Source organism: Streptomyces sp. PH10-H1, assembly GCF_030063355.1.
Taxonomy (GTDB): Bacteria; Actinomycetota; Actinomycetes; order Streptomycetales; family Streptomycetaceae; genus Actinacidiphila.
This window is the reverse complement of the sequence record NZ_JASISZ010000033.1, coordinates 53,987-80,618: the sequence shown is the minus strand read 5'-3', so window position 1 is coordinate 80,618 and position 26,632 is coordinate 53,987. Positions and strand designations below refer to the sequence as shown.

Here is a 26,632-nt window from a genome sequence, read left to right as displayed (position 1 = left end):
TCCACCCCCCACCCGTCCGCCACCGCCCCCACCAGCATCAGCCCCCGCCCCCGCGACTCCTCCGGCCCCGGATCCCTCAACTCCGGCCGGCCGCCCCCGCTATCATGCACTTCCACCCGGAGCACCCCGTCCGCGTGCCACAGCCTCACCAGGAACCCACGCCCGGACGGCACCCCGTACCTGATCGCATTCGTCGCCAACTCCGATACGCACAGCCCCACATCCTCTCCGCGCTCCCCGACGCCCCACTCCGCGAGCATCCCCGCGACCAGCACCCGCGCCAGCCGTACGGACTCCGGCCTGCGAGGGAACAACCCCTCCCACGTTTCGTGATTCACATCACATGCGGTCGCGGCCCGTATGGGATAATCCGCCCATTGGGAACGAAGGGGTGGGAGAACCATGAGCAACGTGCGGGTGCGGCGTGACGCCTTGGTGGGTGTCGCGGTGGCGATCGCGTTGGGTGCGGCCGGTTGTTCGGGCGGGGACTCGAAGGCGGCGGACGGCAAGCCGTCGTCGCCCGCCGCCGGGACGGGTGCCACGGGCACGCCGTCGGCCGGGCTGCCGGTCGCGTTGCCCGGCTCGTTGACCGGTCAGAAGCTGCGCTGGGAGCGGTGCGCGGCACCGACTGTGGCGCAGGGGGCGGGCGAGAAGGCGCCGGGGAGCGACTGGGAGTGCTCGACGCTCAAGGCGCCGCTGGACTACACGAAGCCGGACGGCCCCACCCTCGGCCTCGCGATGATCCGCGCCAAGGCCAAGGGCGGCGGCCCCCGCATCGGGTCGCTCGTCTTCAACTTCGGTGGCCCCGGCGGCTCGGGCGTGGCCACGCTGCCGTCCTTCGCGAAGGAGTACGACAAGCTGCGGTCGCGCTACGACCTGGTCAGCTTCGATCCGCGCGGCGTCGGCGAGAGCCAGGGCGTGAAGTGCCTGGACGACAAGGCGACGGACGCCTCGCACACGCTCGACGCGACCCCGGACACCCCCGCCGAGGTGCAGGCGCAGCAGGCGGACACACGGAGGTTCATCGCGGCGTGCGTGAAGAACTCGAGCGCCGTACTGGCTCATGTGGACACGATCAGCGCCGCCCGCGACATGGATCTGATGCGTCAGGTCCTGGGTGACGAAAAGCTGCACTACTTCGGGATCTCGTACGGCACGGAGCTGGGCGGCGTCTACGCCCACCTGTTCCCGCAGAAGGTGGGCCGCGCGGTTCTGGACGCCGTGGTCGACCCGACCCTCGACCCGGAGCAGGCCGGCCTCGGCCAGGCGAAGGGCTTCCAGCTCGCGCTGGACAACTACATGACGGACTGCGCGAAGAACAGCCCCGCCTGTCCGGCCGGCGGCAGTTCCGCGGACGGCGACAAGTGGCTCGCCGCGTTCCTCGCGAAGCTCGACTCCCAGCCGCTGCCGACCACCGACGGCCGCGAGGTCACCCAGACCGTCGCGACCAACGGGATCGCCGCCACGCTGTACTCGAAGGAGAGCTGGAAGTACCTGACGATGGCGCTCACCGAGGCCAGGACCTCCGGTACCGGCAATCTCCTGCTCGCCTTCTCCGACTCGTTCGCCGGCCGCGACCAGAACGGCCACTACAACAACCTCATGCCCGCCAACACCGCGATCAACTGCGCCGACGCCAAGCAGCGTTACACCCCGGAGGACGTGAAGGCGAAGCTGCCGGCGTTCCGTCGGGCCTCGGCCGTCTTCGGCGAGTTCCTGGCCTGGAGCCTCCCGGCGTGCACCGGCTGGCCGGTCGCGGGGAACTGGCAGACCCCGGACGTCAGCGCCCCGGGCGCCGCCCCGGTGCTCGTCATCGGCAACACCGGCGACCCGGCCACCCCGTACGAGGGCGCCCAGAAGATGGCCGCCGGGCTCGGCGCGGACGTCGGTATCGGGATCACCTTCAAGGGCGAGGGCCACGGCGCGTACAACAGCGGCAACACGTGCATGACGAAGACCGTGAACGCCTACCTGCTCGACGGAAAGGTCCCGGCGAAGGGCACCACCTGTTCGTAACGCCTTTCTGACACCCTTCCCCTCGAGTCCCATGCGGGACGTGTGCGTCCGCCGGCATCGGGGCGACGCGTATCACTTCGACAACTCCAGTCACACAGCGGAGCATTGGTGACGTCGTTCATCAACCACGGGGGATGTGTGGTGCCCGCTCCGATTTCGGTGTCGACCACGCGAACGGTGAGGTCGTCGTCCTCGACCGACATAAGGAGATCTTCGACAAGGACGGGACGGTCGTCAAGGAGATCTATCACGGTCACATCCAGGCGAAATACCCGTCGGAGAGCATCACAGAAGGAGATCTCACCAAGCTCAAGAAGGCAGGCATGATTGACAACACCAAGAAGCAGCGAACGCTGCCGCCGCCCCTGTGCCAAATAAAATGAGGGGACCAGAAATGAATTCGAAGTACGACTGGGAAACAGGTGACGAACTGATCCGCCTCGATGACCCGGCCGAGGTCGGCGCCGCGTTCGAGCGGGGCGAGCCGCTCATCGGCACGGCGGTCATCGGCCTCGTGGCTGAACTGTGGTGACCTCGCGGTAGCCGCGCCACGCGTGGAGCGGGCGCTGCGCTCCAGCGATCCTCGGATCCGCCAGTACGCGTTCGTCGCCGTGGGCGACGCGGCCCGGCTGTTCGGAGGACTCACTCCGGCCATCTACGAGGCGCTGCGGGCCGAGGGCCTCGATGGCGTGGCGGAGAACGCGATCAGGGACGCCCTGACCTTCGTCCCCTTCCGGGATATGCCGCGGTGGCTCAAACGAATCAAGGTGACCAGTTCCGTTCGGCGGTTCTTCATCCGGCGTTGGCTGTACGCGATCGAGGACGTCGAATCAGGCTTCGCCGCCCTCAAAAACCTGTTCGCGCGAGGCACACCAAAAAGCCGCAGGACCCGGAGAGCGGACGCTGAACCACGAGAAGGCCCGCACACCGGAAACGGTGTGCGGGCCCCACGCATTACGAGACGACGAGGCGCCTAGTACACCGGCTTGTGCGGCTCGATCGTGTGCACCCAGCCGATGACGCCGCCACCGACGTGCACCGCGTCCGAGAAGCCCGCGGACTTCAGGACGGCCAGGACTTCCGCGGAGCGGACACCCGTCTTGCAGTGCAGGACGATGCGCTTGTCCTGGGGGAGGTTCTGGAGGGCGGTGCCCATCAGGAACTCGCCCTTGGGGATCAGCTTGGCGCCGGGGATGGAGACGATCTCGTACTCGTTCGGCTCGCGGACATCGATGATCTCGATGTTCTCGCCGTCGTCGATCCACTCCTTGAGCTGCTTCGGCGTGATCGTCGAACCGGCGGCGGCCTCCTGGGCCTCCTCGGAGACGACGCCGCAGAAGGCCTCGTAGTCGATCAGCTCGGTGACGGTCGGGTTCTCACCGCAGACCGCGCACTCCGGGTCCTTGCGGACCTTGACCTGGCGGTAGGTCATCTCCAGGGCGTCGTAGATCATCAGGCGGCCGACCAGCGGGTCACCGATGCCGGCGAGCAGCTTGATCGCCTCGGTGACCTGGATCGACCCGATGGACGCGCACAGCACGCCCAGCACGCCGCCCTCGGCGCAGGAGGGGACCATGCCGGGGGGCGGGGGCTCCGGGTAGAGGCACCGGTAGCACGGGCCGTGCTCGCTCCAGAAGACGGACGCCTGGCCGTCGAAGCGGTAGATCGAGCCCCAGACGTAGGGCTTGTCGAGCAGTACGCATGCGTCGTTGACCAGGTAGCGGGTCGCGAAGTTGTCCGTGCCGTCGACGATCAGGTCGTACTGGGAGAAGATCTCCATGACGTTCTCGGCCTCGAGGCGCTCCTCGTGGAGAACGACATTCACATACGGGTTGATGCCGAGAACCGAATCGCGCGCGGACTGGGCCTTGGAACGGCCGATGTCGGCCTGGCTGTGGATGATCTGGCGCTGCAGGTTCGACTCGTCGACCTCGTCGAACTCCACGATGCCGAGCGTGCCGACACCTGCGGCGGCCAGATACATCAGGGCCGGCGAGCCGAGGCCGCCGGCGCCGACACACAGCACCTTGGCGTTCTTCAGCCGCTTCTGTCCGTCCATCCCCACATCGGGGATGATCAGGTGGCGCGAGTACCTGCGGACCTCGTCGACGGTGAGCTCGGCAGCCGGCTCGACCAGGGGTGGCAGCGACACGGGGACTCCGGATCGGTAGGCATACGGGTGTACGGGTGGTCTCTCCGTAACACTGCCACGCCGGTCTTCATTCCGAGACACCCGGTCCGAGGAGCGAGACCGAATCGCCTCAGATACTGGGCGGCGGCTGCTTACGTAACGTTCGTACCGATTCGTCCCAGTAGCCTGCGAGACCCTCCCACGGATCGGTCCCGTCCCGGTCGGTGCGGTCCGTGAAGCAGACGGTGGCCGCGCCCTGCCAGCGGGCGATCCGCATCGCCGTCTCCAGATGCGACCGCGGCACACCGTGGACGAGGTGCGCGAAGCGCTCCGGCGGGTACGAGGCGGTCCACTCCGGCGCCTCGGACCAGCGGTAGTGGGTCCACGGTCCGGAGAACGTCACCAGCTGGTCGGCGATCTCGGCATACCCGGGGTACGGATGCGTGCCGTGCCCCAGCACGATGTGCCCGTCGCCGCCGTCACCACCGCTCTCGCGGGCTCCGTCCGCCGCCCCGTCCCCGCCCGCCAGCAGCGCGCGCAGGGTCGTCGTCAGCCGGCGGCACTCGTGCGCCTCGGAACGCTCGGTCGGCGCCCGGTGCACGTAGAAGCCGTCCACCCGGTACCAGTCCAGGTAGTGGGAGGCCTCCGAGACCAGCTCACCGAACGGCCGCTCGCCGAGCCGGGCGTCCAGATGGCCGAGGACCGGCACGCCGCTCTCGCGGACCCGTGTCACCGCCTCCGTGTAGAGCGCGTCGGGCCGGGTGCCGGGACCGCGTGCCACATTCAGCACCACCCAGTGCAACGGCGTTCCCAGGCGGGCGAGTTCGCCCCACTCGGCGGGAGCGACCAGCGGGTGGGCGTTCACCGGCACGCCGAAGCCGAGCCGGTCGGAACGGGCCTGGCCGCCTGCGTCTCCGTTTCGGGAGGTTCCGGAGACGCCGGAGCGGCCCGGAACACCGGAGGACCGGTCGCGCGGCCCCGCGCTCCAGAAGTGGGGTGGTGTCAGACGCGGCATGCCGCCTCCATCCAGACGTCGGCCAGCGATTCCTCGAGGCCGATACGGGGCCGCCAGCCCAGCCGGTCGCGCGCCGTCCGTACATCCGCCTGCTGCCAGATGCCGCAGCCGTCGGGGTACGGGGGCGCGCCGGGCGGGGCCTGCGGATCGTCCAGCTCGTGCAGGGAGCCGTCGTAACCCGCGACATGCGCGAGCCCGGCAGCCATGTCACGCATACGTACGGCCCGGCCGGACCCGATGTTCACCAGACCCTGCGCGGCCGACAGCGAAGCCGCGTGCACGGCCCGCGCCACGTCCCGTACGTCGATGAAGTCGCGCTGCACGGCCAGACCGCCGAGCTTCAGCTCGCCGTCGCCGCTCTGCATCGCCCGGCGCAGCGCCTCGGCCACGCGCCCCAGCGGCGAACTCCTCGGCGTGCCGGGGCCGACCGGGTTGAACACCCGCAGCACCACCGCGTCGAGGCCCGAGCCCAGCACCAGCTCGGACGCGGCGAGCTTGCTCACCCCGTACGGCCCGCCGGGGCGCGGCACCGCGTCCTCGGCGGTCGACGCGCCGACCGGCGAAGGACCGTACTCCGCCGCGCACCCCACCTGCACCAGGCGCGCGGCGGTGCCGCTGCGCCGCATCGCCTCGCACACGGTCGCCACCGCCACCGTGTTGTGCCGGGTCAGGTCCCGGGCCCCGCCACGGGTCGCGCCCGCGCAATTGACGACGACGCCCGGGTGCACGGCGTCCAGGAACCTGGACAGCGCGCCCGGCGCCCCGCTCGCCAGGTCGAACCGCACATCGGCGTCATCGCTCCGCCCCAGCGCGGTGAGCTGTACGGCGGGGTCGGCGAGCAGCCGTTCAGCCACGTGGCGGCCGAGGAAACCATCGGCTCCGAGCAGCAGCACTCTCATCGGCTGACGCCTCCCTGCCGGAGTCCCTGCCGGAGTCCCTGCCGGAGTCCCTGCCGGAGTCCTTGCCGGTGCGCTTTCCTGCGCGGTCGGCGGTGCGGGGTCGTTCGGTGCGTGATCAACGTTTCTCCTGGTTGGTGTTGCGAAGGTCTTTCGTACGGTGGCGGGGGCGGAGGTCGCCGGTACCCGTTCCGTGCGCCGAGGCCCAGGCGAGGGCGCGGAAGGCGTGCGCCACCAGGGCCACGGCGGCGCAGCCGCAGGCCAGGGCCGGTATCGCCGTCGGGCCGACCCACTCGACCGGGGTCCCGAGAGCCGCCAGGCCCGGTACGTGGTGCAGTACGGCCGCGGCGAGCGCGGCCCCCTCGACGGCCACGACCGCGCCCGTCCCCCATGCCGCTGCGCGGCCGGAGCCGTGCACGGTGAGCAGCCGGGCCGTGAACAGCAACATCCCGAGCGCCGCCGTCCCGGCGACGCCGGCTGGACCCACGAGCGCGGCGGCGGCCCACAGGAACGCGAGCAGCACCGCGAGATACAGCACGAAGGTGCCCGCGAGCAGCGGGCGTACCCGGGCGGCGAACTCCCCGAGCCCGCGGCTCTGCGCGAGATCGGCCCGCGCCCGCAGCGCGAAGCGGTGCGCACACCACGCCGCGGGAGCCAGGGTGAAGGCCAGCGCCACGAACGGGCCCGTGGCGGGCGGATCGAACGGCGCGTCGAGCAGCCCCGCCAGCAGCGGGCCGCCGCACAGCGCGAACGCCAGCAGCCACCCGCCCCACAGCGCCCCGCCACCGCCCTCGGTACGCAGCGGACCGCGCCGCAGCGCCGCCCATGTCGCCAGCGCGACCAGCAGCGCCACCACCGCGCCCACAGCCGGCGACCGCACCACGAACACGGCCGCCGCACAGCCCGCGCCGGGCAGCAGATGCAGCGCACCGACCCGTACCGGGCCGACCCGCGCCGCCGGCCCCGGGCCGCCCTGCCGCGCCCCGGCCGCGGCGCGCGGCACGCGGGCGTAGAGCTCGTCGGCCAGCGAGAACACGTCCCGGTGCCGGAACCGCCCCGCCACCCGGTCCGTGACCCCGTGCGCCTCCAGCCCGGCGGCGATCTCCAGCACATCCACCGCCCCCGCGCACAGCTCCTCGTGCCGGTGCATCACCCCGCGTACGGGGTCGGCCGGTCCCCTCCGCCGCGGCACCGCGGTCTTCCCCGCGGGTTCGTCCGATGCACCCGCCGCACCGGCCTCAAGGCTCGCGATCCGGGCGGGAGTCATCTCGCCGGCGGCGTCCGGCTCGGCGGTGGGCGAATCCGCAAGCCGGGGTGGCACCTCACCGGGGTTGTCCGGCCCGGGTGTTGACGGCGGCATCGCGGCGTCGTCGGGTGTGTCCTGGCGCGGGGCGTCGGGGGTGGGTTCCGCCTGGGCGATGGGGCCGGTCGCATTCAAGCGGTCGGACGTGGCGGAGGCGTCGGAGGTGGGTTCTACGCAGCCGCTCAGACCCTCGGCTTCGGCCGCGGCGACCGCTGCGCCGTCCTCCGGCTCCGGGGCCGGGGCCGGGGCCGGGGCCGGGGCCGGGGCCGGGGCCGGGGCCGGGGCCGGGGCGGCGGCGGGGCGGCGGAAGGCCGGGGGGAGGAGGTCGGCGCCCGGGAAGGTGTCGATGGGGTCAGTGGGGTTGGTGGGGACGTCGGAAAGGATGCGGGCGAGGAGGGCGGCCTGGGCGGAGCCACGGGAAGCGGTCATGTGAGGTCACCGCCGGGGAAGGTGAAGCCGACGGGTTGGGGGCGGCGCGCCCAGGCGGGGGCGGGCAGAACCGGGGTGAGGCGGCCGGGGACATGGGCCTCGGCGGGCTCGGAGAAGGGGCGGGGCACGCCGTCGGTGTCGAGGAGCGGCTCGCGCCGTACCGGACAGTGGGCGACCAGCTCCAGATAGATCTCGCGGAACGCGCCCACGCACCGCTCCACGGTGAAGAGTTCGAGCGCCCGCTCCCGCGCGGCGGCGCCGAGCCTGGCGGAGCGCTCGGGATCGTGCAGCAGCGCGAGGCAGGCGTCCGCGAGCGCCTTGGGGTTGCGGGGCGGTACGACGAGACCCGTGCCGCCGATGACCTCGCGGACGGCGCCCACATCGGTGGAGACCGTGGCGCGCCCGCAGAACATCGCCTCGACGAGGCTGAGGGGAAATCCCTCGACGATGCTGGACAGGACGACGACATCGCCGGAGGCGTAGGCGTCCGCGAGTTGTGGGGCGCCGGGTGAGCCGATCTCCTCGAAGGTGACGGGGCTCTCGCCGACGGTCACCGCGTCCCGGGCCTCGTCGGGGAAGAGCTGGGCGGCCAGGGTGCGGCAGTCCGCGAGGTAGGCGTCGGTGCCGCCGCGTACGTGGAGGATACGGAGCCGAGCGCCCGGTTCCGCCTTGCGTATCGCGTCGAAGGCGTGCAGCAGCGCGATGAGGTCCTTGGCGGGATCCGCGCGGCCGACCCAGGTGAGGGTCGGGTCGGCGTGCCCGGCGGGTGCGTCGGCGCCGGCGGCCTCCGCCGCTTCCATGCCCGGGTAGACGGTCCGCAACCGGGAACGCTCGGCGCCGCACCGTTCCTGCCAGCGGCGCGAGTGGGTGCTTCCGGGAGTGATCAGGGCCGCCTCGCGGTAGGACTCGCCGGCGAGCAGCCGGTGGAAGGCGGTGAGGAGGGCGCGGACTTCGGCGGGCAGCCCCGCTGCCCGGTGCGCGAGGAGCGCTTCGCGCAGCCGGACGCCGTACTCAGTGACGAGGAGCGGTGTGCCGAAGAACCGTTTGGCCAGGAGCCCGGGAAGCGTCGCCGGGCCGCCGGAGACGGCGTGGCACAGGTCGGCGGCGCCGAGCTCGTCCGCTTCGTACCAGGGGGCGGACAGCGGCCGCAGGGCGCGTTCCAGGAGTTCGGCAGCGGTCAGCAGGTCGCCTACGCCGACGGCGGCGAGCAGGGGTCGTACGCCGGGGGCGCGGCAGGCGTCCTCCAGGGCGCGCAGGGCGTGCTCGGAGCGGAGCAGTCCGGGGAGGCCGCCGTCCTCGCGGGCGAGTTCGGCGAGCCCGTAGAGCCCTGCGGCGAAGCGGTCGGCCCGCGGGCCGCCATAGCCGTCCGATCCGGCATCGGATACGGCATCGGATACGGCACTGGATACGGCATCGGATAAGGCGTCTGATCCGGCGGATACGGCGTCTGATCCCGCGTCGCCACCCGCCAGCGCGGCGGCCAGCTCCCGGTAGTGGTCGACGAAGCGGTGCCGCCGGGCCCGGCGGGCGGCCCGCCCGCCGTCGTCCCCCGGTGGCGCGCCCCAGAGGCGCTCGGTCCGCACCCGCCGGACCTGCGACGGCAGTTCGACCTTTCCCCCGGCCTCCGTCGCCTGGGACCGGCTCAGCGCGTACACCTCGAATTCATGGCCGGGGAGCCCGCGTACGAGCCGGTCGCACCAGGCGCCCCCCTCACCACGTGCGTACGGATAGCCACCCTCGGTGAGCAATGCGATGCGCATGTGTGCGCCCCCTCCCTTCACCGGTCCGCTCAGGAATTCACCGGACGGCGGATCGGTCTGCCCGGCGCGATGACGGTATGCCGGTACGACAGTGGCGCGACGGACGGTTGTCCGCCGCGCCACCAGAAGGGGTGAACGGTCGTAACTTCTCGCGCCACTACGCGTTGCCGTTGCTTAGGGTGCGCGGAACCTCGCACTCCACTCAGCCGTCGATCATCTCTCACCGGAACCGGCCGGACACCCGCCGGACGCCGTCTCAGACCGCCGCGAGCCGCTTGCGGCTCGCCCGCCGCGCAGAGGACTCGACCGGATCGAGCACCGGCACGGCCGCCAGCAGGCCCTTGGTATAGGCATGCTGGGGCGAGTCGTACACCGTGTCCGCCGGGCCCTCCTCGACGATCAGGCCGGCCCGCATGACCGCGACCCGGTCGCTCACCTGCCGCACCACGGCCAGGTCGTGCGCGATGAAGACCAGCGAGAGTCCGAGGTCGCGCTGCAGCTCCCCGAGGAGTGCGACGACTTGGGCCTGGGTCGTCACGTCCAGCGCCGAGACCGGCTCGTCGCAGACGATCAGCTTCGGGGACGGCGCCAGTGCCCGCGCGATCCCGACCCGTTGCCGCTGCCCGCCGCTGAACTCGTGCGGATAGCGGTGGTACCAGTCCGGTTCGAGCCCGACCCGCTCCAGCAGTTCCCGTACCCGCTCGATGACGGCCTTGTCGGAAAGCTCCCCCGCCGCCCGCAGCGGGTCGGCGATCGACTCGCCGATGCTGCGCCTCGGGTTCAGCGAAGAGACCGGATCCTGGAAGACCATCTGCAGCTCGCGCCGCAGCGGGCGCAGTGCCTTGTCGCTGAGCGAGCCGATGTCCCGCCCCCCGTACCGGAGTTCACCGGCGGTGGGGTCCAGCAGCCGCACCAGCATCCGCCCGAGGGTGGTCTTCCCGCTGCCGCTCTCGCCGACGATGCCGAGGGTCTCGCCCCGCCGTACGGTCAGCGACACGCCGTCCACGGCGGTCACGGTGTCCCGGCGCCCGCCGAACTCCCGCCGCAGTCCGACGGCTTCGAGCAGCGGAGCCTCCGCCACAACATCAGCGGCTTCATCCGGCGCCTCGCGCGGCTTCACGATCGTGACGGTCCTGGCCCCGTCCACCTGCGGCACCGCCGCGAGCAGCGCCCGTGTGTACGGCTCGCGCGGAGCGTCCAGTACGGCGCTCACCGGCCCGCGCTCCACGGCGGAGCCGTTCCGCATGACGAGGACGTCGTCGACGCTGCCGGCTACCACGCCCAGGTCGTGAGTGACGAGCAGCAGCCCCATCCCGGTCTCGGCGCGCAGCTCGTGCAACAGGTCGAGGATCTGGGCCTGGACGGTGACGTCGAGGGCGGTGGTCGGCTCGTCCGCGATCAGCAGCCGAGGCTCGCAGGCCAGCGCCATGGCGATGAGCGCGCGCTGCCGCATGCCGCCGCTGAACTCGTGCGGCCGGGCGCGCGAGCGCCGGGCTGCGTCGGGGATGCCGACCCGGTCCAGCACCTGGACGGCCCGCTCGCGGGCGGCGCGCCGGGTCGCCTTCACATGCACGCGGTAGACCTCGGCGATCTGGTCACCGATGGCGTAGTACGGGTCGAGCGAGGACAGCGGGTCCTGGAAGACCATCGCCGCCTGCCCGCCGCGCAGCCGCCGCAGCACGGAGTCGTCGGCGCCGAGGACGTCCGTCCCGGCGACCCGTACGGTGCCGCCGGTCTTCGCGCCGGTCCCCCGGTGCAGATCGAGCAGGGCGTACGCGGTGGCGCTCTTGCCGGAGCCCGATTCGCCGACGATGCCGAGCGCGCCGCCGGCTTCGAGCCGGAAGGTGAGACCGTCGACGGCCCGTACGGTGCCCGAGGCAGTCGGGAAGTCGATGACGAGGTCCTTGACCTCGACCAGCGGCTCGGCGGAAGCAACCGCAGAACCAGCCTCAGAAGCCGCTGCAGAAGCAGCCGCGGAACCATTGACCGCGCTCATGCCAGCACCACCCGTCGGTCGGCCAGCGCGTAGAGCACATCCGCGGCAGCGTTGGCGATGACCACGGCGAAGCCCATGACGAGCACGATGCCCACCACGACCGGCAGGTCCTTGAGTTCGACGGACTGCACGAGTTTCTGGCCGAGACCGGGCACGTTGAACAGTGACTCCGTCAGCAGCGCGCCGCCGAACATCGAGCCCAGGTCCAGCGCCGACAGCGCGATCACCGGGGTGAGGGCGGCCCGCAGCGCGTGCCGTCCGATGATCGCGCGCTCGCTGACGCCGTAGGCGCGGAAGGTACGGATGTGATCCTCCGCGAGAGTCTCCAGCATGGAACTACGGGTCAGCCGCGCGTACTTGGCGGATTCGACGAGCGCCAGCGCCAGCCAGGGCAGCAGCAGGTTCCAGGCCCACTGCTGCGGATCGTCGGTGAAGGGCACGTACGAGGGGTAGGGCAGCCACTGCAGCACCGAGCAGAAGAGCATCAGCAGCAGAATGCCGATGATGAACACCGGTGTCGCGGTGCCGGCGAGCGTGAGCCCGGTGAGCAGCCGCTCGGTGAGCCGGCCGCGGCGCAGCGCGGACAGCACCCCAGTGCCGACGCCGAGGAGCAGCCACAGCACCATCGCGCCGAGCGCGAGCGAGGCGGTGGCGGGCAGCTTGGCGAGGAGGATGTCGGTGACGAGTTCGCCGGTGCGGTAGGACTGGCCGAAGCAGGGCGCGGAGCAGTGGACGGTTCCGGTGCCGGTGCTGTAGTCATGGCCGGCGACGATGCCCTTCAGGAAGTGCCAGAACTGGGCGTACACCGAGTCGTCGAGGCCCATCTGCTCGCGGATCTGTCGCAGTTGGGCGGGCGAGCACTTGGGTCCGCAGGACAGTTGCGCGGGGTCGCCGGGCGCCAGGTAGAAGACGGCGTACAGCACGACGGCCAGCACCAGCAGGACGATCGCGGCGGAGACCGTGCGGCGCAGCAGGAAGCGGGTCATGACGCGGCCTCCTCGCGCCTGCGGCCGGTGCCCACGCGGAGCCGGCTGGCGGCGCGCGGGTCCAGCGCGGTCCTGATCCCGTCGGCGAGCACGGTGAAGGCGAGCACGCTGATGAACAGCATCGCGGCGGGCAGCAGCACGTACGCGGGATCGGCCTCGTACCAGGTGTTGGCGCTGGAGAGCATCTGCCCCCAGGACGGGGTCGGCGGCTTGACGCCGATGCCGAGGAAGGAGAGCCCTGACTCGATGACCATGTTCGCGGGGATGAGGAGCGCGGCGTACGTGATGACGGGCGCGACAAGGGACGGCAGCAGTTCCCTGCGGGCGATCCGCCAGGTGCTGGAGCCGGCCAGCCGGGAGGCGGCCACGTAGTCGAGGGACTTGAGGGTGAGGACCTGCGCCCTGACGAGCTTGGAGATGCTGCCCCACGCGACGAAGCCGATGATCAGCGCCAGCAGCAACGGGCGCGGGAAGCTGTCGGGGACCACGGCCATCAGCGCGATGGCGAACACCAGCGCGGGCATGGTGATCATGACGTCGGTGACGCGGCTCAGCAGGTTGTCCACGAAGCGGTTGCCGAGCCCGGCCGCGAGGCCGGTGCCGACCCCGACGAGGATCTGCACGAAGGTGGCGCCGAGTGCGACGGCCAGCGAGATCTGGGCGCCGTGCACGAGCCGGGAGAACATATCGCGTCCGGTGCCGGGTTCGACACCGAGCCAGTGCTCACCGCTGATTCCGCCGAAGGTGCCGAGCGGTACGCCGCCGACGGCGGAGTCGACCAGTTCGGGGTGGTAGGCGGTGGTGTTCTGGCCCTCGATGGCGCTGAGCAGGGGTGCGGCCAGCGCCACCAGGACGAGGAGTGTGATGACGGCGGTGCCGACGACGGCCGCACGCTGAGCGCGCAGCCGCCGCCAGACCTGCCGGGCCCCCGCCTCGACGGCCGTCAGGGCCTGAGTGGTCACTTGACCGAGACCTGCGAGATGTCGAGGACGCCGGTCCAGTCGCTGATCACGACGTTCTTGATGTCCTTGCCGAACAGGCGCTTGTAGACCGGGTGGAAGAGCGGGACGGTGACGGCCTGCTCGCCGATCTTCTTGTCCAGCGCGCCCCAGCGGACCGCCGCGGCGTTGAGGTCGGTCAGCTTGTTGATCTCGTCGATCTCGGCGTTGACGGTGGGGTCGTTCAGCTGCGCGTTGTTGAAGTTGGCGCCGTCCTTGACGATCTGGCGGCCGTCGAAGATCGGGCCGAGGAACGGGCCGCCGGACGGCCAGTCCGCGCCCCAGCCGGTGAGGAAGAAGCCCGGCTCGGTCGTGACGTTGTGGATCTTCTGGCTGAACGCCTTGTGCTCCTGGCCGTCGAGCGTGACGGTGATGCCGGCCGCCTTCAGCGCGTCCTGGACGGCCGTGGCGACCTCGGGGCCCTGCTCGTCGGCCTTGGTGACGTCGTGGGTGAGGGAGACGGTGATCCCGTTCGGGTAGCCGGCCTCCGCCAGCACCTGCTTGGCCTTCGCCGGGTCACCGGTCTTGCCCGCGGGGAAGGGGTCGTACGGCGTGTAGCCGAAGGACGCCTGCTCCGGCAGATAGGTGGTGGCCCGGTCGGCGAGCGAGGATCCGCCGACCGCGTTGACCACCGTGGTGCGGTTGACCGCGTACGCGATGGCCTGGCGCACCTTCGGGTTGTCGAACGGCTTCACCTTCGGGTTGAAGGAGATGTAGTCGGTGTAGCCGAAGTGTCCGGTGCCGACCCGGCTCGCGAGGGCCTTGTCGCCGGTGACCTTGGCCAGCTCGGCCGGGCCGAGGTTGGTGTCGGTGGTGACGGCGGCCGCGTCCTTGCCGGAACCGGTGGACAGCCGCTGGTTGATCACGGCCTGGTCGAGCCCCGACTGGACGTCGATGCTGTCCGGGTACGCCTTGCGCTGGTCATCGGTGGACTCGGACCAGTTGGCGTTGCGCTCCAGCACCAGGTGCTCGCCGTTGTTCTCGTTCTTGATCACCTTGTACGGGCCGGAGGAGACCGGGTGCTCGGCGTACTTGGTGCCGGTGTCCTTCGCCTTGGGCACCGGGGCGAAGGACGTCTGCGTGGCCAGGAACGGGAACTCGCCCTCGGGCTTGTTCAGGTGGAAGACGATCGTCTTGGCGTCCGGCGTCTCCACCGAGGCCAGGCCGTTCTTGTCCTTGTACGGGCCCTGGTACGCGGCGCCGCCGATCAGCCAGTCGCGCAGATACGGCGCGCCGCCGGACAGTTCGGCCGCGAAGGACCGCTCGATGCCGTACTTGATGTCGGCGGTCGTGATGGCCGTGCCGTCCTCGTACTTCAGCCCGTCCTTGAGGTGGTACGTCCAGACGGTGGCGTCCTTGCTCGGCTCGCCGGTGTTGGTGGCCAGGTCCGCGGCGACCTTCGCGCCGGCGGGGCCGTTCGCCCGGGTGCGGGTGGTCAGCGTGCGGTAGACGAGCGAGGGGACGTTGCCGCCGCCCGAGGTGTAGAGACGGGCCGGGTCGAAGTCCTCCTGGGCCTGGTTGTTCAGCACGTAGAGGGTGCCGCCCTTGGCGGGCTTGGCGTCCGTGGAGGCCTTCGCGCCGCTGCCCTTGGGGCCGCAGGCGGCGGCCCCTCCGACGAGGGCCAGACCAACGGCTACCGCTGCCACGCGGCGGGATATGAGGGACAGTTGACGCATGAGAGATCGGCCTTTCGCGGCTGCGAGGTGTGACGGCAGGATTCAACGAATACCCGCGGGCAGCGGCAGCCGATCCCCCTCGACGGGGAAATGGCTCGAACTCAGGGGGGTGCGTCTGCCCACGGACGGGACAGCCCGGTGCGGAGGCGGGAAGCCTCTACGCGACCGGACCGCGGGTCAGCGACAGAGAATGTCGGCTACGCAGATTTCGGCCACACCGATGAGCGCCAGCTCGATGCTGGCGTGCTCGGTGACGTAGCGGTGCGACATGTCCAGAAGACTGAACGATGATCCCGCCGATGTCAAAAACCGACCGACGGGTTCGGATCCGGTCAGATCCAGTCTGTTCCTGTCAGGCCCGGTCAGGCCGGGTCCGGTCAGGCCTTCGGGAACGGCCAGGCGTTCGGCTTGCAGGTGGGCCCGCCGTCGAGCGACAGGAACTTCGTCTGCTGCATCATCACCGGCGCGAGCGCGCCCGGGGTCGGGCAGCCGACATGGCCGTGTCCGAGCCGGTGGCCGACCTCGTGGTTGATGAGCATCTGCCGGTACTCGTGCATCCTGGCCGGGCCGTACGTCTCGGCGCCCTGCGCCCACCGGAAAGCGTTGATCATGGTGCGCTCGGTCGACGCCGCGTCACATGACACATTGTCAACTGTGGTGTCCAGGCCGGATTTCCCGCACCACTTCGCGGTCGTGCCTGGGCTGGCCAGCGTAACGACGATGTCGACAGGGCCCGATGACACCCGCTCGAACGTCTTCGTCCCGCCGTGTCCCCAACTCCGGTCGTCGTTCAGCGTCTTGAAGACCGTCTCGGTGAACAGCGCGGCATCGAGCGGCAGGCCCTTCTCCACGTCGACCCGGAACCGCAGCAGCTTTCCCTTCCCGGGAGCCGCGTCGTGTCCCGGCATCGTCTGGAAGTCGCCGCCCAGGCCGAGCTTCGGGTCGAGCGGGTACTGCGCGGCCATCTGCTGGTCGTAACCGGCGACGGCCGCCACGGGGGCGCTGGACGGTGCGACGCCGGGCGCCGGGCGCTCCTTCGACCGCGAGGCCGCGTCAGTTTCGTCGCGGGTCTGCCCGTCGGGGGCTCCGGCCTCGCTGCGAACCGCGCCCCTTCCGGTGACCTGCCCGGTGACGACGACGGCCAGCACCGTCACCACCGCGGCCGCGGCGATCCCGGTGAACGTGCGCCCCTTGCCGCCGCTCTTCGTCCGGACGTCCGCGGCAGCGCCGGCCGCCACTCCGGAACCTGCCCCGAAGGCCGCATCGAAACCGGCATCGGGACCCGTCGCGGAACCCGTGGCGGATTCCTGCCCGGGGATCGCCTCACGCTCGACGCGCTGCCGGGGAATCCGGCGGACCGGCGGGCCGTCGAAAGCCCGCGGCGGGAGGACCGGCTGGTCGAAGGTCTGCCACTGGCCGGTGTCGTGCGGGTGACCGGTGTCGTACGGGTGACCGGTGTCGTACGGGTCGGCCGGCTCACCGTTCCGCGGGCCGCCGTGACCGCGGCCGGCTCCCCCGGCCCGGTCGTCCTGGGTGCCCCAGGCGGCGTGTTCACGGTGCTCGGGGTGCGGACTCGCGTCCGGGTATCCCCCGGCGCGGCCGCCGTCGTACCGTGCGCTCGGAGCCGGCATCCGGTCCGGAGCCCGGGCCGGGCCGGGAGCGTCGCCCCGGCGTCTGCGGCCCTGTCCTGACCGGCCGCCGCCGAGGGTGCTCGATATACCGCTGTCGTGGCCCTGCTGGCCGCTACGCGCGCTGTGCTTCCCCACGCCCTGATTCAGCTCCTGGTCGCCGCAGCGCTCGTCTTGTGGTCCGTCTTGTGCCCGTTGCGGTCCGCCCCGTGCCCGGCGGTCTGGTCGAGCAGGTCCCGGAAGGCCCGCGCCACCACGTCAGGGTGCTCCATCATCGCCACGTGCCCGCTGTCGGGCAGCGTCACCAGCCGTGCGTCACGGAACACCCTGGACGCCTTCCGTGCCATCCGGAAGGAGACCAGCTTGTCGCGCCCGCCGTAGACCAGCAGTGTCGGCGCGAGCACCCGCTCCGCCTGCCGCCACAGCGAGTGCTGTCCGCTCAAGGTGTACGCGTTGACGATGCCCCGTGTCGAACGCACCATCGCATCCCAGAAGTACGGCAGCGCGATCCGCCGCTCGTATTCCGCGACCGCTTCCGCCCGGGCCTGCTCACCGACCGACGAGGTGTCGCCGTAACAGAGCGCGAGCAGTTCCTGGGTCCTGCGCTCGGCAGGCCAGCCCTTGGTGGCCCGCATGTAGAGCGCCGGAATCCCCGGCAGCGAGACGAGCGCGGTCGGCCACGCGGAGCGCTGCGGCGGGACCTCAGGCAGCGCGGGCGAGATCAGCGACAGGGTCCTGACCAGGTCGGGGCGGGCCGCGGCGACCTTCGTCGCCACCGCGCCGCCCAGTGAGTTCCCGAAGAGGTGCACCGGGCCGCGACCGCCCGACTCGATCAGCCGGATCACCGCGCGGGCGTGCCCGCTGACCGAGTAGTCCCCGTCGTCCGGCGGCGGCGAGAACCCAAAACCGGGGAGATCCGGCGCCTCGCAGTCGAGCCGGTCCGACAGCCGGTCCATGAGCTGTGTCCAGTTCTGCGAGGAACCTCCCAGTCCGTGCACGAAAACGGCCGGTTCGAGTCCGTCACGCTGCGGTGTATGTGCGCGCACCATCAGACTCAGACCGGGAAGGGTCACATGTCGGTGCGTTTCCCCTGGTCCGAGCCGCGGCCCCGGCGAGGGGACGGCTGCGGTGGCGATCGCAGCTTGAGGAGACTCGGTCGAGGGCATGGGGCAATGTTACGAGACGATCACGCATGCGCTTGTGTGTTCGCCCTCACAGGCTGCGCCCGCGATCGCCCTCTCCTACGCTCGACAGTAAGGAAGGGAGGCACCGTGTCCGACGAAATCCAGATTTCCCGGGATGAATTCGAGACCGACGCCACCGAAACCGCCACCGAGGTCGCCCTCGAGACCCCCGAGGACGATGCCGCCGAGCAGCACACCGAACTCGTCCAGCGCGACGACGACCCGGTCGCGGAGGGCTCGGATTCGCCCGTCGCGGCCGCCGATCCCGCGGACGTCGCGGAACAGCGCCGTGTCGTCAACCTGGACGAGGAGGACTATCGCTGAAAGGTTCCAGGCAGTGAGAATGTGCGCTCGCACTGCGCACAGCCCCGTTACCGAAAAGTACGATGGCACCCGCAGTGTTCCTTCAACAGAAATGGGAGGCGGCGTGACAGCCATCGAGCAGACTCAGGCACGCCCGCGCGGCACCCGCCTGCCCCGCCGGGCCCGTCGCGAACAACTCCTGGGCGCCGCCCAGGAAGTTTTCGTCGCCCAGGGCTACCACGCTGCCGCGATGGACGACATCGCGGAGCGGGCCGGTGTCAGCAAGCCCGTGCTCTACCAGCACTTTCCGGGCAAACTGGAGCTGTATCTGGCGCTGCTCGACCAGCACTGCGAGTCGCTGCTGCAGGCGGTACGTACCGCGCTCGCCTCCACCTCCGACAACAAGCTCCGCGTCGAGGCGACCATGGACGCCTATTTCGCGTACGTGGAGGAAGAGGGCGGCGCCTTCCGGTTGGTCTTCGAATCGGACCTGACGAACGAGCCGGCGGTGCGCGAGCGCGTCGACAAGGTCTCGCTGCAGTGCGCCGAGGCGATCTGCGAGGTCATCGCGGAGGACACCGGCCTGCCCAGGGAGCAGTCCATGCTGCTGGCCGTCGGCCTCGGCGGCGTCTCCCAGGTGGTCGCCCGCTACTGGCTGTCCAGCAACAGCACGATCCCGCGCGACACCGCCGTCAACCTGCTGACGTCGCTGGCCTGGCGCGGCATCGCAGGCTTCCCGCTGCACGGGACGGACGGCCACCACTGACGGCCGCCCCGGCCGGCCACAGCCACCACTGACGGCCGCCCCGGCCGGCCACAGCCACCACTGACGGCCGTCGCCGGAGTATTCCCCGGCGCTGTTCGCTACCGGCGTTCATCCACTTCGGATTCGCCGCCTCCGAGCCCGGCTAGTGTTTCCTGCGTACGGCGCGAAGACGCGCACACCGCCAGACCTGGAGGTACAGAAGCCGTGGAGGTCAAGATCGGCGTGCAGCACGCGCCGCGCGAGATCAGCATCGAGAGCGCGCAGTCGGCCGAGGAGGTCGAGAAGGCAGTCGCGGACGCCATCGCCGGTACCTCGAAGCTCCTGAGCCTGGTGGACGAGAACGGCCACAAGGTCCTCATCCCCGCCGACCGGCTCGCGTACGTGGAAATCGGCCAGCCCGCCAGCCGGAAGGTCGGTTTCGGCGCGGCGATGTGACGACGGCGGAAGGGCCGCACCCGGGATCGGGTGCGGCCCCTCCGTTTTGTCCGGCTCCCCGACGGGGTAGGACCGGTATGAACCGGTCGGCCCCCCTGGGAAGGACCACGCAGATGTGGGAAGCAGTCGCATTCGCCGCGCTCGGCCTGGGCATCGCCTATGCCGCCACGCACTTCATGCCGGACCGCTTCCCCTCCCGCTCCCTCGTGCTGGCCACCGGCCCGGTCGCGGCCCTGGTCGGGGGCCTCATCACCCGCACCGTGCTCGGCGGCGGCCATCTTGCCGTCACGCTCCCGGCGGCCGCTCTCGTCGCGGCGGCGCTGCTCAGCCTGCTGATCCGCCCCGCGGACGACCGGCGCTTTCTCCACCACTCGGTCGCGGGGCGGGCCTGAGGTCTAGAGTCCGAACGACCTGGTGCGTCAGGCGGCCAGCCCCAGTGCGGCCATCCGCTTGGTGTGGGCTTCGGTGATTCGGGTGAACATCCGGCCGGCTTCCGCGAGGTCGAAACCGCCCGCCACGCCTCCGACGAGCATCGTGGAGAGCGCGTCCCGGTCGGCGACGACCCGCTGGGCCTGTGACAGCGCCTCCCCCATCAGCCGCCGTGCCCACAGCGCGAGCCGGCCGCCGACCCGCGGGTCGGCCGCGATGGCGGCGCGGACCTTCTCGACGGCGAAGCTGGCGTGGCCGGTGTCGTCCAGCACGGCCAGCACCAGCGTGCGGGTGTCGGTGTCGAGCCGGGCCGCGACCTCGCGGTAGAAGTCCGAGGCGATCGAATCGCCGACGTAGGCCTTGACCAGGCCCTCCAGCCAGTCCGACGGGGCGGTCTGGCGGTGGAACTCGTCCAGCGCGGCGCCGAACGGCTCCATCGCCTCCTTCGCGGAGGCCCCGATCTCGGAGAGCCGGTCCCGCAGCCGCTCGAAGTGGTGGAATTCGGCCGCCGCCATGGCGGCCAGCTGCGCCTTGTCCTCAAGTTCCGGTGCGAGCTTCGCGTCGTCCGCGAGGCGTTCGAACGCGGCCAGTTCGCCATAGGCCAGCGCGCCCAGCAGATCGACCACCGCGGCCCGGTACTGCGGGTCCGCGGAGGCTCCGGCCCAGTCCAGGGCGGCGATTCCGGTGGCGGGTGCGGTCGTCTCGTCAGGCGTCTCCATGCTGCGCACAATAGCCAAGTCCGGGCCCGGCCGAACCACCCCTACCGTCCCGACCGAAACAATTGATCGGGTGCAGCTGCGACTTTCCGGGGTAGAGTGGTAATGCACCCCGCCGATTTTCGGCATTTTTCTTGTGCACTGTACGCAGTATCTGGATGCCCGGTCGGTGGCCCGATCGGCTCCTAACCGACCGCCCTCCTGACAGCAGGAGGGGCCCACTCGCGGCATGTGCGAGGGCAGCGGTCCCGCGCTTCGCGCAGCCACCACGGCTGTACGACACTTGCGCGGTCAGCGCCCGGCGTTCTCTTCCGGACGCGGACGCTCGACCCCCCTCACAGCCCAGTGCCGCGTCTCACAGAAGAGGCAAGCATCCTGACCACCACGACTTTCCGCAGCCTCGGAATCCTTTCCGAGACCGCCGAAGCCCTTGAGGCTGTCGGCATCGTCAATCCGTTCCCGATCCAGGAGATGACCCTTCCGGTCGCCCTGGCGGGCAATGACATCATCGGCCAGGCCAAGACCGGCACCGGCAAGACGCTGGGCTTCGGCCTGCCGCTGCTGGAGCGCGTCACCGTCGCCGCCGACGTCGAGGCCGGCCGCGCCAAGGCCGAGGACCTGCCCGAAGGACCGCAGGCTCTCATCGTCGTCCCCACCCGCGAGCTGTGCCAGCAGGTCACCAATGACCTGCTGACCGCCGGCAAGGTCCGCAATGTGCGCGTCCTGGCCATCTACGGCGGCCGCGCCTACGAGCCGCAGGTCGAGGCCCTCAAGAAGGGCGTCGACATCGTCGTCGGCACCCCCGGCCGGCTGCTGGACCTGGCGGGCCAGCGCAAGCTGAACCTGAAGTGCGTCCGCGCCCTCGTCCTGGACGAGGCCGACGAGATGCTCGACCTGGGCTTCCTGCCCGACGTCGAGCGGATCATGGCGATGCTGCCGCCCAAGCGCCAGACGATGCTGTTCTCGGCCACCATGCCGGGCGCCGTCATCAACCTGGCCCGCCGCTACATGTCGCAGCCCACCCACATCCGCGCCACCTCGCCGGACGACGAGGGCGCGACTGTCGCGAACATCACGCAGCACATCTTCCGCGCGCACTCCATGGACAAGCCGGAGCTCGTCTCCCGCATCCTGCAGGCCGACGGCCGTGGCCTCGCCATGATCTTCTGCCGCACCAAGCGCACCGCGGCCGACATCGCCGACCAGCTCGCCCAGCGCGGCTTCGCCTCCGGCGCGGTCCACGGCGACCTGGGGCAGGGCGCGCGTGAGCAGGCCCTGCGCGCGTTCCGCAACGGCAAGGTCGACGTACTGGTGTGCACCGACGTCGCCGCCCGCGGTATCGACGTCGACGGTGTGACCCACGTCATCAACTACCAGTCGCCGGAGGACGAGAAGACGTACCTCCACCGCGTCGGCCGCACCGGCCGCGCGGGCAAGACCGGTATCGCGATCACGCTCGTCGACTGGGACGACATCCCGCGCTGGAAGCTCATCAACAAGGCGCTGGACCTGCCGTTCGACGAGCCGGAGGAGACGTACTCCACCTCCGCGCACCTGTACGAGCTGCTGAACATCCCGGCCGGCACCAAGGGCATACTGCCCCGGGCCGACCGGACCCGTGCCGGACTCGGCGCGGAGACCGTCGAGGACCTCGGCGAGACCGGCGGCCGGGGCAAGGGCGGCCGCAAGGCCGCCGCCGCGGCAGTCGTCACCGAGGAGCGGCCCCCGCGGACGCGGACCCCGCGTCAGCGCACCCGCACCCGTGGCGGCGAGACCGTCGCCGATGAGGCCGCCGGCGCCACCACCGCCGTCGTAGCCGCACCGGCCGTCGTCGAGGCGGACGCCGAGGGCGAGGCGAAGGCTGCCCCGCGCCGCCGTCGCCGCACCCGTGCCGCGGTAGCCGAGGCGTCCGAGACCCCGGCCGCCGTGGTCGAGGCCGCACCGGCCGACGTACCCGCCGCCGAGGGCGAGGAGGCCAAGCCGGCCCGTCGCCGTCGTCGCACCCGCCCCGCCAAGGCCGAGGCCGAGGCCAGCGAGAACAGCTGACCCGGACGCGTAACCGCACGACACAGCGACAGAACGCCGACGCCCCCGGTCTTCACCGGGGGCGTCGGCGTTCTGTCGCTGTCCGAAATCTGTCGTACACACGTGTCGCGTAATCTCACGGCATGAGCAGACCCCCGACCCTGGAGCTGCCCGACGGGGCCCGCGCGCACCGCCTCGCCACCGCGCGGGGCGAGTTCGCGGTGCTGGACGCGGGGACCGCGATCCGTGGCACGGCCGTGCTGGTGCCCGGCTTCACGGGGAGCAAGGAAGACTTCATCGCGCTGCTCGAGCCGCTGGCGCTGGCCGGATTCCGGGTGGTCGCGGTCGACGGCCGAGGGCAGCACGAGACGGGCGGCCCGGCCGAGGAGAGCGCGTACGCGCAGGACCGGCTGGCCGCGGACGTCATCGCGCAGACCGAGGCGCTGGGCGGCGCGGGGCCCCTGCATGTGCTGGGCCACTCGCTGGGCGGGCTGATCGTGCGGGCGGCGGCGATCGACGCACCGCAGCCGCCGCCGTGGAATTCGATCACGATCATGAGCTCGGGCCCGGCCGCCATCGAGGCGGCCCAGCAGGCCCGGACGAGGATGCTCGTCGAGGCGCTTCCCGCGATGGGGATGGAAGCGGTCTGGCAGGCGATGCGCGCGATGGACGCCGAGAACGCCGACGCGCCGGAAGACCCGCCCGCCATCGCCGAGTTCCTGTTCCGGCGCTGGATGGGGAATGTGCCGGAGCAGCTGATCGCGACCGGCAAGCAGCTGATCTCCGAGCCGGACCGGGTCGCCGAGCTGGCCGCCGTACCCATCCGCACGCTCGTGCTGTCCGGCGCCGTCGACTACGCGTGGCCGCCGGAGTGGCTCGACGAGATGGCGGTACGGCTGCGCGCGCGGCGCGTGGTGATCAAGGGCGCCGAACACTCACCGAACGCGGACCAGCCGGCCGCGACGGCTGAGGCACTGATCGATTTCTGGAATCTGCGGAGCGAGTGAGGAGTCAGAGCTGGGCGGTCAGATGGTCCCAGAAGCCGTCGCGCAGCGAACGTCGCAGATCGGCGTGGCCGCGCAACGAGATGCCGAGCAGGCCCTCGGCTTCGACGAGCAGTTCCTGGTCGTAGGCCGGCGGCAGGTAGGGGCGGCCGGGCAGCAGCTCCGCGAGGGTCTCGCGGCCCCGGACGGCGAGCCACTGGCCGGCGACACGGGCGCCGACGAAGTGCACGTCAGCGCGCGAGGGCACCGGCGCGTCACCGTACTCGGGCACGACCCGCCGGGTCAGATACGGCTTGCAGAATTCGAGGTCGAAGGTGCGCTGGCTGTCGACTTCCCAGAGCAGGGGGTCGGCTTGGTTGCGTCCGTCGGCGGCTTCGATGCCCCACAGATGCACTCGCGCGCCGTAGCCCTGGGCCGCCTCGACGGCGGACACCAGGTCCTCGTCACCGCCGATGAGGACCGCGTCGCTGATGGCGCGGTGCCGGGCGAGCGACTCCAGATCGGTGCGGATCAGGGAGTCGACGCCCTTCTGCTGGCGGCTGGCGTTGAGGTTGCCGAGCCGGACCTTCACATCGGGCAGCTCGGCGATACGTTCCTGCTCGCGGGTGTGGATGCGGCGGCGCGCGCCGTCGTACCAGTAGACCCGCAGCAGCCGGCTGTCGGGAAAGAGCGAGCGCGCCTTGTCGATGAACGCCTCGATGATCCCTTCGGCTTCCAGGTCGAAGGCCTGCCGGTCCTCGGTGCCCGCGACGAGGCGGCCCGCGGCGGCGTAGACGTAGCCGGCGTCCACGAAGACGGCGTGGGTGGCGGGAGTGGTGGCGACCTCGGCGAGGACCCGCTGAAGGAGCTCGTTGGTGCGCTCGATACCGGCGGCCATCGCGGCCAGCGCGTTGTCGTTGTCCATGTCCATAGGTCCGCCATTGTCCCGTACTCGCAAGTACTTAGGCTCGGAAAAGTTTTCATTAGTGTAGGGAATGTTTTCACTAGGGGGTTCGTTGACTACTCATGGACAGTGCGACGAAGGGAGAAGCACCATGCGCTTCGAGATCATGCGGCTCGACGACCGGAACGGCACCGCTGTGGACAGCACCGTCGTGGACGCCGCCGCCGTCAACAAAATCGTGCAACAGGCCGCAGCGATCGGCCAGCGGATCTACATCCGCCCCGCGATCTAGTACGGCTCACGACGTGAGCGCCCCTGTACGAAGGACGTACAGGGGCGCTTTTGCGTACGTGGGCGCTTCCGCGTACGAGGACGCTTCCGCGTACGGGGGACCCGCGGCGGCTCAGCCCTCGCCGTGCACGAACCCCAGGACCCCGTTGGCCACCGACTGCACGGCGATGGCCGAGAGCAGCATCCCGGACAGCCGGGTCACCAGCACCACACCGCCCTCCTTGATGATCCGGATGATCGCCAGCGAGTAGCGCATGACCAGCCACAGCACGACGTGCATGGCCGCGATCGCCACCCACACCGACGCCTGCTGACCGAAGCCGTCCGCGTTCTGCACCGCGAGGATCACGGTGACGATCGCACCGGGCCCGGCCAGCAGCGGCATTCCCAGCGGCACCAGCGCGACGTTCACGTCCTTGGTCTGGGTCGGCTCGTCCATCTTGCCGGTGAGCAGATCCAGCGCGATGAGGAGCAGCAGCAGCCCGCCGGCGATCCGCAGCGCGGGGACCGAGACATGCAGATAGTCGAGGATCTGCTGGCCGCAGATGCCGAAGACCGCGATGACGCCGAAGGCGACGAGCGTCGCCTGCCAGGCCATTCTGCGCTGGACCTTGGTGGCGCGCCCGGAGGTCAGGGCGAGGAAGATCGGTGTGATGCCGGGCGGGTCCATGATCACGAAGAGCGTGACGAATACGGACCCGAAGAGGGTGACGTCGAACATGTTCAGTGGGGGCTTTCCGCGGTGGGCCGGCAGGCGGGTGGGCGCCGGCGTCGAAGCGCCGGCGCGTCAGGGGTCGCGTCAGGGGTCGGGCGAGTCCGGGCGGGAAGGGCGCTAGACCGCGCTGATCGGGACCGCGCCGGGCGCCCTGCGGGCGATCTCCCGGTAGACCTCGGGGTCGGTCACGCAGTCCCCGAGCCGACAGTCCTTGCGGCTGCCGTGATAGTCGCTGGAGCCGGTGACGAGCAGCCCCGTCCCTGCGGCGAATCCGCGCAGCCGGGCCCGGGTGGCCTCGTCGTGGTCCATGTGGTCCACCTCGATGCCGTCGAGTCCGGCCGCCGCGAGTTCGGCTATGACGCTGTCGGGGACGGTCTCGCCGCGCTGGTGGGCACCTGGATGCGCGAAGACCGTGACACCGCCGGCCGCCTTGACCAGGCGTACGGCGTCGAAGGGGTCGAACTCGTGCTTCTCGACGTACGCGCGGCCGTCGTTGGCCAGCCATTGGTCCGTGAAGGCGTCCGAGACGCTGTCCACGACGCCGAGCTCGACGAGCGCGGTCGCGATGTGCGGCCGTCCCACGGAGCCGTCACCGGCGATCCTGGCGACACGCTCCCAGGTGACCGGGACCCCGAGGCCGCGGAGCTTGTCGACCATGGCCCGCGCGCGCGGCATCCGGTCGTCACGCACCAGTTCGCGCTCCCGGAACAGCTCGGGTTCCTCGGGATCGAAGAGGTACGCCAGCATGTGCATGCTGATGCCGCCGACTTTGCAGGACAGCTCGGCGCCGGTCACCAGCGTCAGCGGCGACCCGAGGTCGTACAGCGCCTTGGCCGCCTCGCCATAGCCGCCGACCGTGTCGTGGTCGGTGAGCGCCACGACGTCGAGGCGGGCCGCGGCGGCGTTGCGCACCAGCTCCGCGGGGGTGTCCGTACCGTCCGAGGCCGTGGAGTGGGTGTGCAGATCGATGCGCACGGCACAGCTCCCAACGGCGGTCGGCGGTATACGGCACAAGCTTTCGGAAAGTAAGGATAGCGGGCCGGGGAA

The 26,632-nt window shown here is 71.0% G+C and carries 28 protein-coding genes; 11 read left to right on the top strand and 17 right to left on the bottom strand.

Annotated features, from left to right (window positions below):
* Positions 1-338 (bottom strand): ATP-binding protein (locus QMK24_RS20745; protein ID WP_502989157.1); only part of this gene is annotated, 338 nt, incomplete at its 3' end.
* A 64-nt stretch (positions 339-402) separates the two neighbouring features.
* Between QMK24_RS20745 and QMK24_RS20740 the strand changes: the two genes are divergently transcribed.
* From QMK24_RS20740 to QMK24_RS20725, 4 genes are all read left to right on the top strand, one after another.
* Positions 403-2,016 (top strand): alpha/beta hydrolase, encoded by a 1,614-nt coding sequence (locus QMK24_RS20740; protein ID WP_283467961.1) that lies wholly within the window; start codon positions 403-405, stop codon positions 2,014-2,016.
* Positions 2,017-2,150: 134 nt separating this feature from the next.
* Entirely contained in the window at positions 2,151-2,399 is a 249-nt protein-coding gene (locus QMK24_RS20735; protein ID WP_283467959.1) for a hypothetical protein, read from the top strand.
* An 11-nt stretch (positions 2,400-2,410) separates the two neighbouring features.
* On the top strand, positions 2,411-2,548 hold the full coding sequence (locus tag QMK24_RS20730; protein ID WP_283467958.1) for a hypothetical protein: 138 nt from the start codon (positions 2,411-2,413) through the stop codon (positions 2,546-2,548).
* 22 nt (positions 2,549-2,570) lie between these two features.
* A complete protein-coding gene (locus QMK24_RS20725; RefSeq protein WP_283467956.1) occupies positions 2,571-2,993 on the top strand; it encodes a hypothetical protein in 423 nt (140 codons plus the stop codon).
* Here the strand turns inward: QMK24_RS20725 and moeZ are convergent.
* From moeZ to QMK24_RS20670, 12 genes are all read right to left on the bottom strand, one after another.
* Positions 2,990-4,168: an adenylyltransferase/sulfurtransferase MoeZ gene (gene moeZ / locus QMK24_RS20720; protein ID WP_283467953.1), complete on the bottom strand. Its 1,179-nt coding sequence runs from the start codon at positions 4,166-4,168 to the stop codon at positions 2,990-2,992. The two genes, QMK24_RS20725 and moeZ, sit on opposite strands and share 4 nt — an antisense overlap.
* Before the next feature lie 109 nt (positions 4,169-4,277).
* Positions 4,278-5,162 (bottom strand): spherulation-specific family 4 protein, encoded by an 885-nt coding sequence (locus QMK24_RS20715; protein ID WP_283467950.1) that lies wholly within the window; start codon positions 5,160-5,162, stop codon positions 4,278-4,280.
* Positions 5,150-6,061, bottom strand: coding sequence for an NAD-dependent epimerase/dehydratase family protein (locus QMK24_RS20710; RefSeq protein ID WP_283467948.1), 912 nt, complete (start codon positions 6,059-6,061; stop codon positions 5,150-5,152). Before QMK24_RS20710 ends, QMK24_RS20715 begins: the two co-directional genes overlap by 13 nt.
* A 115-nt stretch (positions 6,062-6,176) precedes the next feature.
* A complete protein-coding gene (locus QMK24_RS20705) occupies positions 6,177-7,790 on the bottom strand; it encodes a hypothetical protein (protein WP_283467946.1) in 1,614 nt (537 codons plus the stop codon).
* Positions 7,787-9,550: a DUF3492 domain-containing protein gene (locus tag QMK24_RS20700; protein ID WP_283467944.1), complete on the bottom strand. Its 1,764-nt coding sequence runs from the start codon at positions 9,548-9,550 to the stop codon at positions 7,787-7,789. The genes QMK24_RS20705 and QMK24_RS20700 overlap by 4 nt, the downstream gene beginning before the upstream one ends.
* A 256-nt stretch (positions 9,551-9,806) precedes the next feature.
* On the bottom strand, positions 9,807-11,546 hold the full coding sequence (locus QMK24_RS20695) for an ABC transporter ATP-binding protein (RefSeq protein ID WP_283467941.1): 1,740 nt from the start codon (positions 11,544-11,546) through the stop codon (positions 9,807-9,809).
* A complete protein-coding gene (locus QMK24_RS20690; RefSeq protein ID WP_283467939.1) occupies positions 11,543-12,532 on the bottom strand; it encodes an ABC transporter permease in 990 nt (329 codons plus the stop codon). The genes QMK24_RS20695 and QMK24_RS20690 overlap by 4 nt, the downstream gene beginning before the upstream one ends.
* On the bottom strand, positions 12,529-13,494 hold the full coding sequence (locus QMK24_RS20685) for an ABC transporter permease (RefSeq protein ID WP_283467936.1): 966 nt from the start codon (positions 13,492-13,494) through the stop codon (positions 12,529-12,531). Before QMK24_RS20685 ends, QMK24_RS20690 begins: the two co-directional genes overlap by 4 nt.
* Positions 13,491-15,206 (bottom strand): ABC transporter substrate-binding protein, encoded by a 1,716-nt coding sequence (locus QMK24_RS20680; RefSeq protein ID WP_283467934.1) that lies wholly within the window; start codon positions 15,204-15,206, stop codon positions 13,491-13,493. Before QMK24_RS20680 ends, QMK24_RS20685 begins: the two co-directional genes overlap by 4 nt.
* A 177-nt stretch (positions 15,207-15,383) precedes the next feature.
* The gene (locus tag QMK24_RS41520) at positions 15,384-15,476 is read right to left on the bottom strand and encodes an Ms4533A family Cys-rich leader peptide (protein ID WP_349361997.1); all 93 of its coding nucleotides are present in this window, start codon (positions 15,474-15,476) and stop codon (positions 15,384-15,386) included.
* 107 nt (positions 15,477-15,583) lie between these two features.
* The gene (locus QMK24_RS20675) at positions 15,584-16,972 is read right to left on the bottom strand and encodes a DUF3152 domain-containing protein (RefSeq protein ID WP_283467933.1); all 1,389 of its coding nucleotides are present in this window, start codon (positions 16,970-16,972) and stop codon (positions 15,584-15,586) included.
* Positions 16,973-16,980: 8 nt separating this feature from the next.
* Positions 16,981-18,000 carry an alpha/beta fold hydrolase gene (locus tag QMK24_RS20670; protein ID WP_283467931.1) on the bottom strand — a complete coding sequence of 340 codons (1,020 nt, stop codon included), beginning with the start codon at positions 17,998-18,000 and terminating at the stop codon, positions 16,981-16,983.
* A 105-nt stretch (positions 18,001-18,105) separates the two neighbouring features.
* On the opposite strand from QMK24_RS20670, the gene QMK24_RS20665 reads away from it, so the two are divergent.
* From QMK24_RS20665 to QMK24_RS20650, 4 genes are all read left to right on the top strand, one after another.
* On the top strand, positions 18,106-18,342 hold the full coding sequence (locus QMK24_RS20665; protein WP_283467930.1) for a hypothetical protein: 237 nt from the start codon (positions 18,106-18,108) through the stop codon (positions 18,340-18,342).
* A 103-nt stretch (positions 18,343-18,445) separates the two neighbouring features.
* The gene (locus QMK24_RS20660) at positions 18,446-19,087 is read left to right on the top strand and encodes a TetR/AcrR family transcriptional regulator (RefSeq protein ID WP_283467928.1); all 642 of its coding nucleotides are present in this window, start codon (positions 18,446-18,448) and stop codon (positions 19,085-19,087) included.
* A 204-nt stretch (positions 19,088-19,291) separates the two neighbouring features.
* Positions 19,292-19,522, top strand: a complete 231-nt coding sequence (locus QMK24_RS20655) for a DUF3107 domain-containing protein (RefSeq protein ID WP_283467927.1) — start codon at positions 19,292-19,294, stop codon at positions 19,520-19,522.
* 113 nt (positions 19,523-19,635) lie between these two features.
* Positions 19,636-19,914: a hypothetical protein gene (locus tag QMK24_RS20650; RefSeq protein WP_283467925.1), complete on the top strand. Its 279-nt coding sequence runs from the start codon at positions 19,636-19,638 to the stop codon at positions 19,912-19,914.
* Positions 19,915-19,941: 27 nt separating this feature from the next.
* Here QMK24_RS20650 and QMK24_RS20645 read toward each other — a convergent pair whose 3' ends face one another.
* Positions 19,942-20,670 carry a ferritin-like fold-containing protein gene (locus tag QMK24_RS20645; RefSeq protein WP_283467923.1) on the bottom strand — a complete coding sequence of 243 codons (729 nt, stop codon included), beginning with the start codon at positions 20,668-20,670 and terminating at the stop codon, positions 19,942-19,944.
* 342 nt (positions 20,671-21,012) lie between these two features.
* Here QMK24_RS20645 and QMK24_RS20640 point away from each other — a divergent pair, with 342 nt between their 5' ends.
* Complete coding sequence (locus QMK24_RS20640; RefSeq protein WP_283467922.1) at positions 21,013-22,713, top strand: DEAD/DEAH box helicase; 1,701 nt, start codon at positions 21,013-21,015, stop codon at positions 22,711-22,713.
* A 122-nt stretch (positions 22,714-22,835) separates the two neighbouring features.
* Positions 22,836-23,699: an alpha/beta fold hydrolase gene (locus QMK24_RS20635; protein ID WP_283467920.1), complete on the top strand. Its 864-nt coding sequence runs from the start codon at positions 22,836-22,838 to the stop codon at positions 23,697-23,699.
* Between the two features lie 4 nt (positions 23,700-23,703).
* Here the strand turns inward: QMK24_RS20635 and QMK24_RS20630 are convergent, their stop codons facing one another.
* Positions 23,704-24,600 carry an NYN domain-containing protein gene (locus QMK24_RS20630; RefSeq protein WP_283467918.1) on the bottom strand — a complete coding sequence of 299 codons (897 nt, stop codon included), beginning with the start codon at positions 24,598-24,600 and terminating at the stop codon, positions 23,704-23,706.
* Between the two features lie 130 nt (positions 24,601-24,730).
* Here QMK24_RS20630 and QMK24_RS20625 point away from each other — a divergent pair, with 130 nt between their 5' ends.
* On the top strand, positions 24,731-24,871 hold the full coding sequence (locus QMK24_RS20625) for a DUF8834 family protein (RefSeq protein WP_187145002.1): 141 nt from the start codon (positions 24,731-24,733) through the stop codon (positions 24,869-24,871).
* A gap of 111 nt (positions 24,872-24,982) precedes the next feature.
* On the opposite strand, the gene QMK24_RS20620 is transcribed toward QMK24_RS20625, so the two are convergent.
* Both QMK24_RS20620 and QMK24_RS20615 read right to left on the bottom strand, forming a co-directional pair.
* On the bottom strand, positions 24,983-25,591 hold the full coding sequence (locus tag QMK24_RS20620) for a MarC family protein (protein WP_283467914.1): 609 nt from the start codon (positions 25,589-25,591) through the stop codon (positions 24,983-24,985).
* A 111-nt stretch (positions 25,592-25,702) separates the two neighbouring features.
* Positions 25,703-26,560, bottom strand: a complete 858-nt coding sequence (locus tag QMK24_RS20615; protein ID WP_283467911.1) for a PHP domain-containing protein — start codon at positions 26,558-26,560, stop codon at positions 25,703-25,705.
* Between the last annotated feature and the right edge of the window lie 72 nt (positions 26,561-26,632).

Excerpts from the sequence above, each read along its gene's own strand:
- QMK24_RS20740 (WP_283467961.1), top strand. The coding sequence starts at position 403 with ATGAGCAACGTGCGGGTGCGGCGTGACGCCTTGGTGGGTGTCGCGGTG.
- QMK24_RS20735 (WP_283467959.1), top strand. The coding sequence starts at position 2,151 with ATGTGTGGTGCCCGCTCCGATTTCGGTGTCGACCACGCGAACGGTGAG.
- QMK24_RS20730 (WP_283467958.1), top strand. The coding sequence starts at position 2,411 with ATGAATTCGAAGTACGACTGGGAAACAGGTGACGAACTGATCCGCCTC.
- QMK24_RS20715 (WP_283467950.1), bottom strand. The coding sequence starts at position 5,162 with ATGCCGCGTCTGACACCACCCCACTTCTGGAGCGCGGGGCCGCGCGAC.
- QMK24_RS20710 (WP_283467948.1), bottom strand. The coding sequence starts at position 6,061 with ATGAGAGTGCTGCTGCTCGGAGCCGATGGTTTCCTCGGCCGCCACGTG.
- QMK24_RS20705 (WP_283467946.1), bottom strand. The coding sequence starts at position 7,790 with ATGACCGCTTCCCGTGGCTCCGCCCAGGCCGCCCTCCTCGCCCGCATC.
- QMK24_RS20700 (WP_283467944.1), bottom strand. The coding sequence starts at position 9,550 with ATGCGCATCGCATTGCTCACCGAGGGTGGCTATCCGTACGCACGTGGT.
- QMK24_RS20695 (WP_283467941.1), bottom strand. The coding sequence starts at position 11,546 with ATGAGCGCGGTCAATGGTTCCGCGGCTGCTTCTGCAGCGGCTTCTGAG.
- QMK24_RS20690 (WP_283467939.1), bottom strand. The coding sequence starts at position 12,532 with ATGACCCGCTTCCTGCTGCGCCGCACGGTCTCCGCCGCGATCGTCCTG.
- QMK24_RS20680 (WP_283467934.1), bottom strand. The coding sequence starts at position 15,206 with ATGCGTCAACTGTCCCTCATATCCCGCCGCGTGGCAGCGGTAGCCGTT.
- QMK24_RS41520 (WP_349361997.1), bottom strand. The coding sequence starts at position 15,476 with ATGTCGCACCGCTACGTCACCGAGCACGCCAGCATCGAGCTGGCGCTC.
- QMK24_RS20670 (WP_283467931.1), bottom strand. The coding sequence starts at position 18,000 with ATGCCCTCGACCGAGTCTCCTCAAGCTGCGATCGCCACCGCAGCCGTC.
- QMK24_RS20650 (WP_283467925.1), top strand. The coding sequence starts at position 19,636 with ATGTGGGAAGCAGTCGCATTCGCCGCGCTCGGCCTGGGCATCGCCTAT.
- QMK24_RS20645 (WP_283467923.1), bottom strand. The coding sequence starts at position 20,670 with ATGGAGACGCCTGACGAGACGACCGCACCCGCCACCGGAATCGCCGCC.
- QMK24_RS20635 (WP_283467920.1), top strand. The coding sequence starts at position 22,836 with ATGAGCAGACCCCCGACCCTGGAGCTGCCCGACGGGGCCCGCGCGCAC.
- QMK24_RS20630 (WP_283467918.1), bottom strand. The coding sequence starts at position 24,600 with ATGGACAACGACAACGCGCTGGCCGCGATGGCCGCCGGTATCGAGCGC.
- QMK24_RS20625 (WP_187145002.1), top strand. The coding sequence starts at position 24,731 with ATGCGCTTCGAGATCATGCGGCTCGACGACCGGAACGGCACCGCTGTG.
- QMK24_RS20620 (WP_283467914.1), bottom strand. The coding sequence starts at position 25,591 with ATGTTCGACGTCACCCTCTTCGGGTCCGTATTCGTCACGCTCTTCGTG.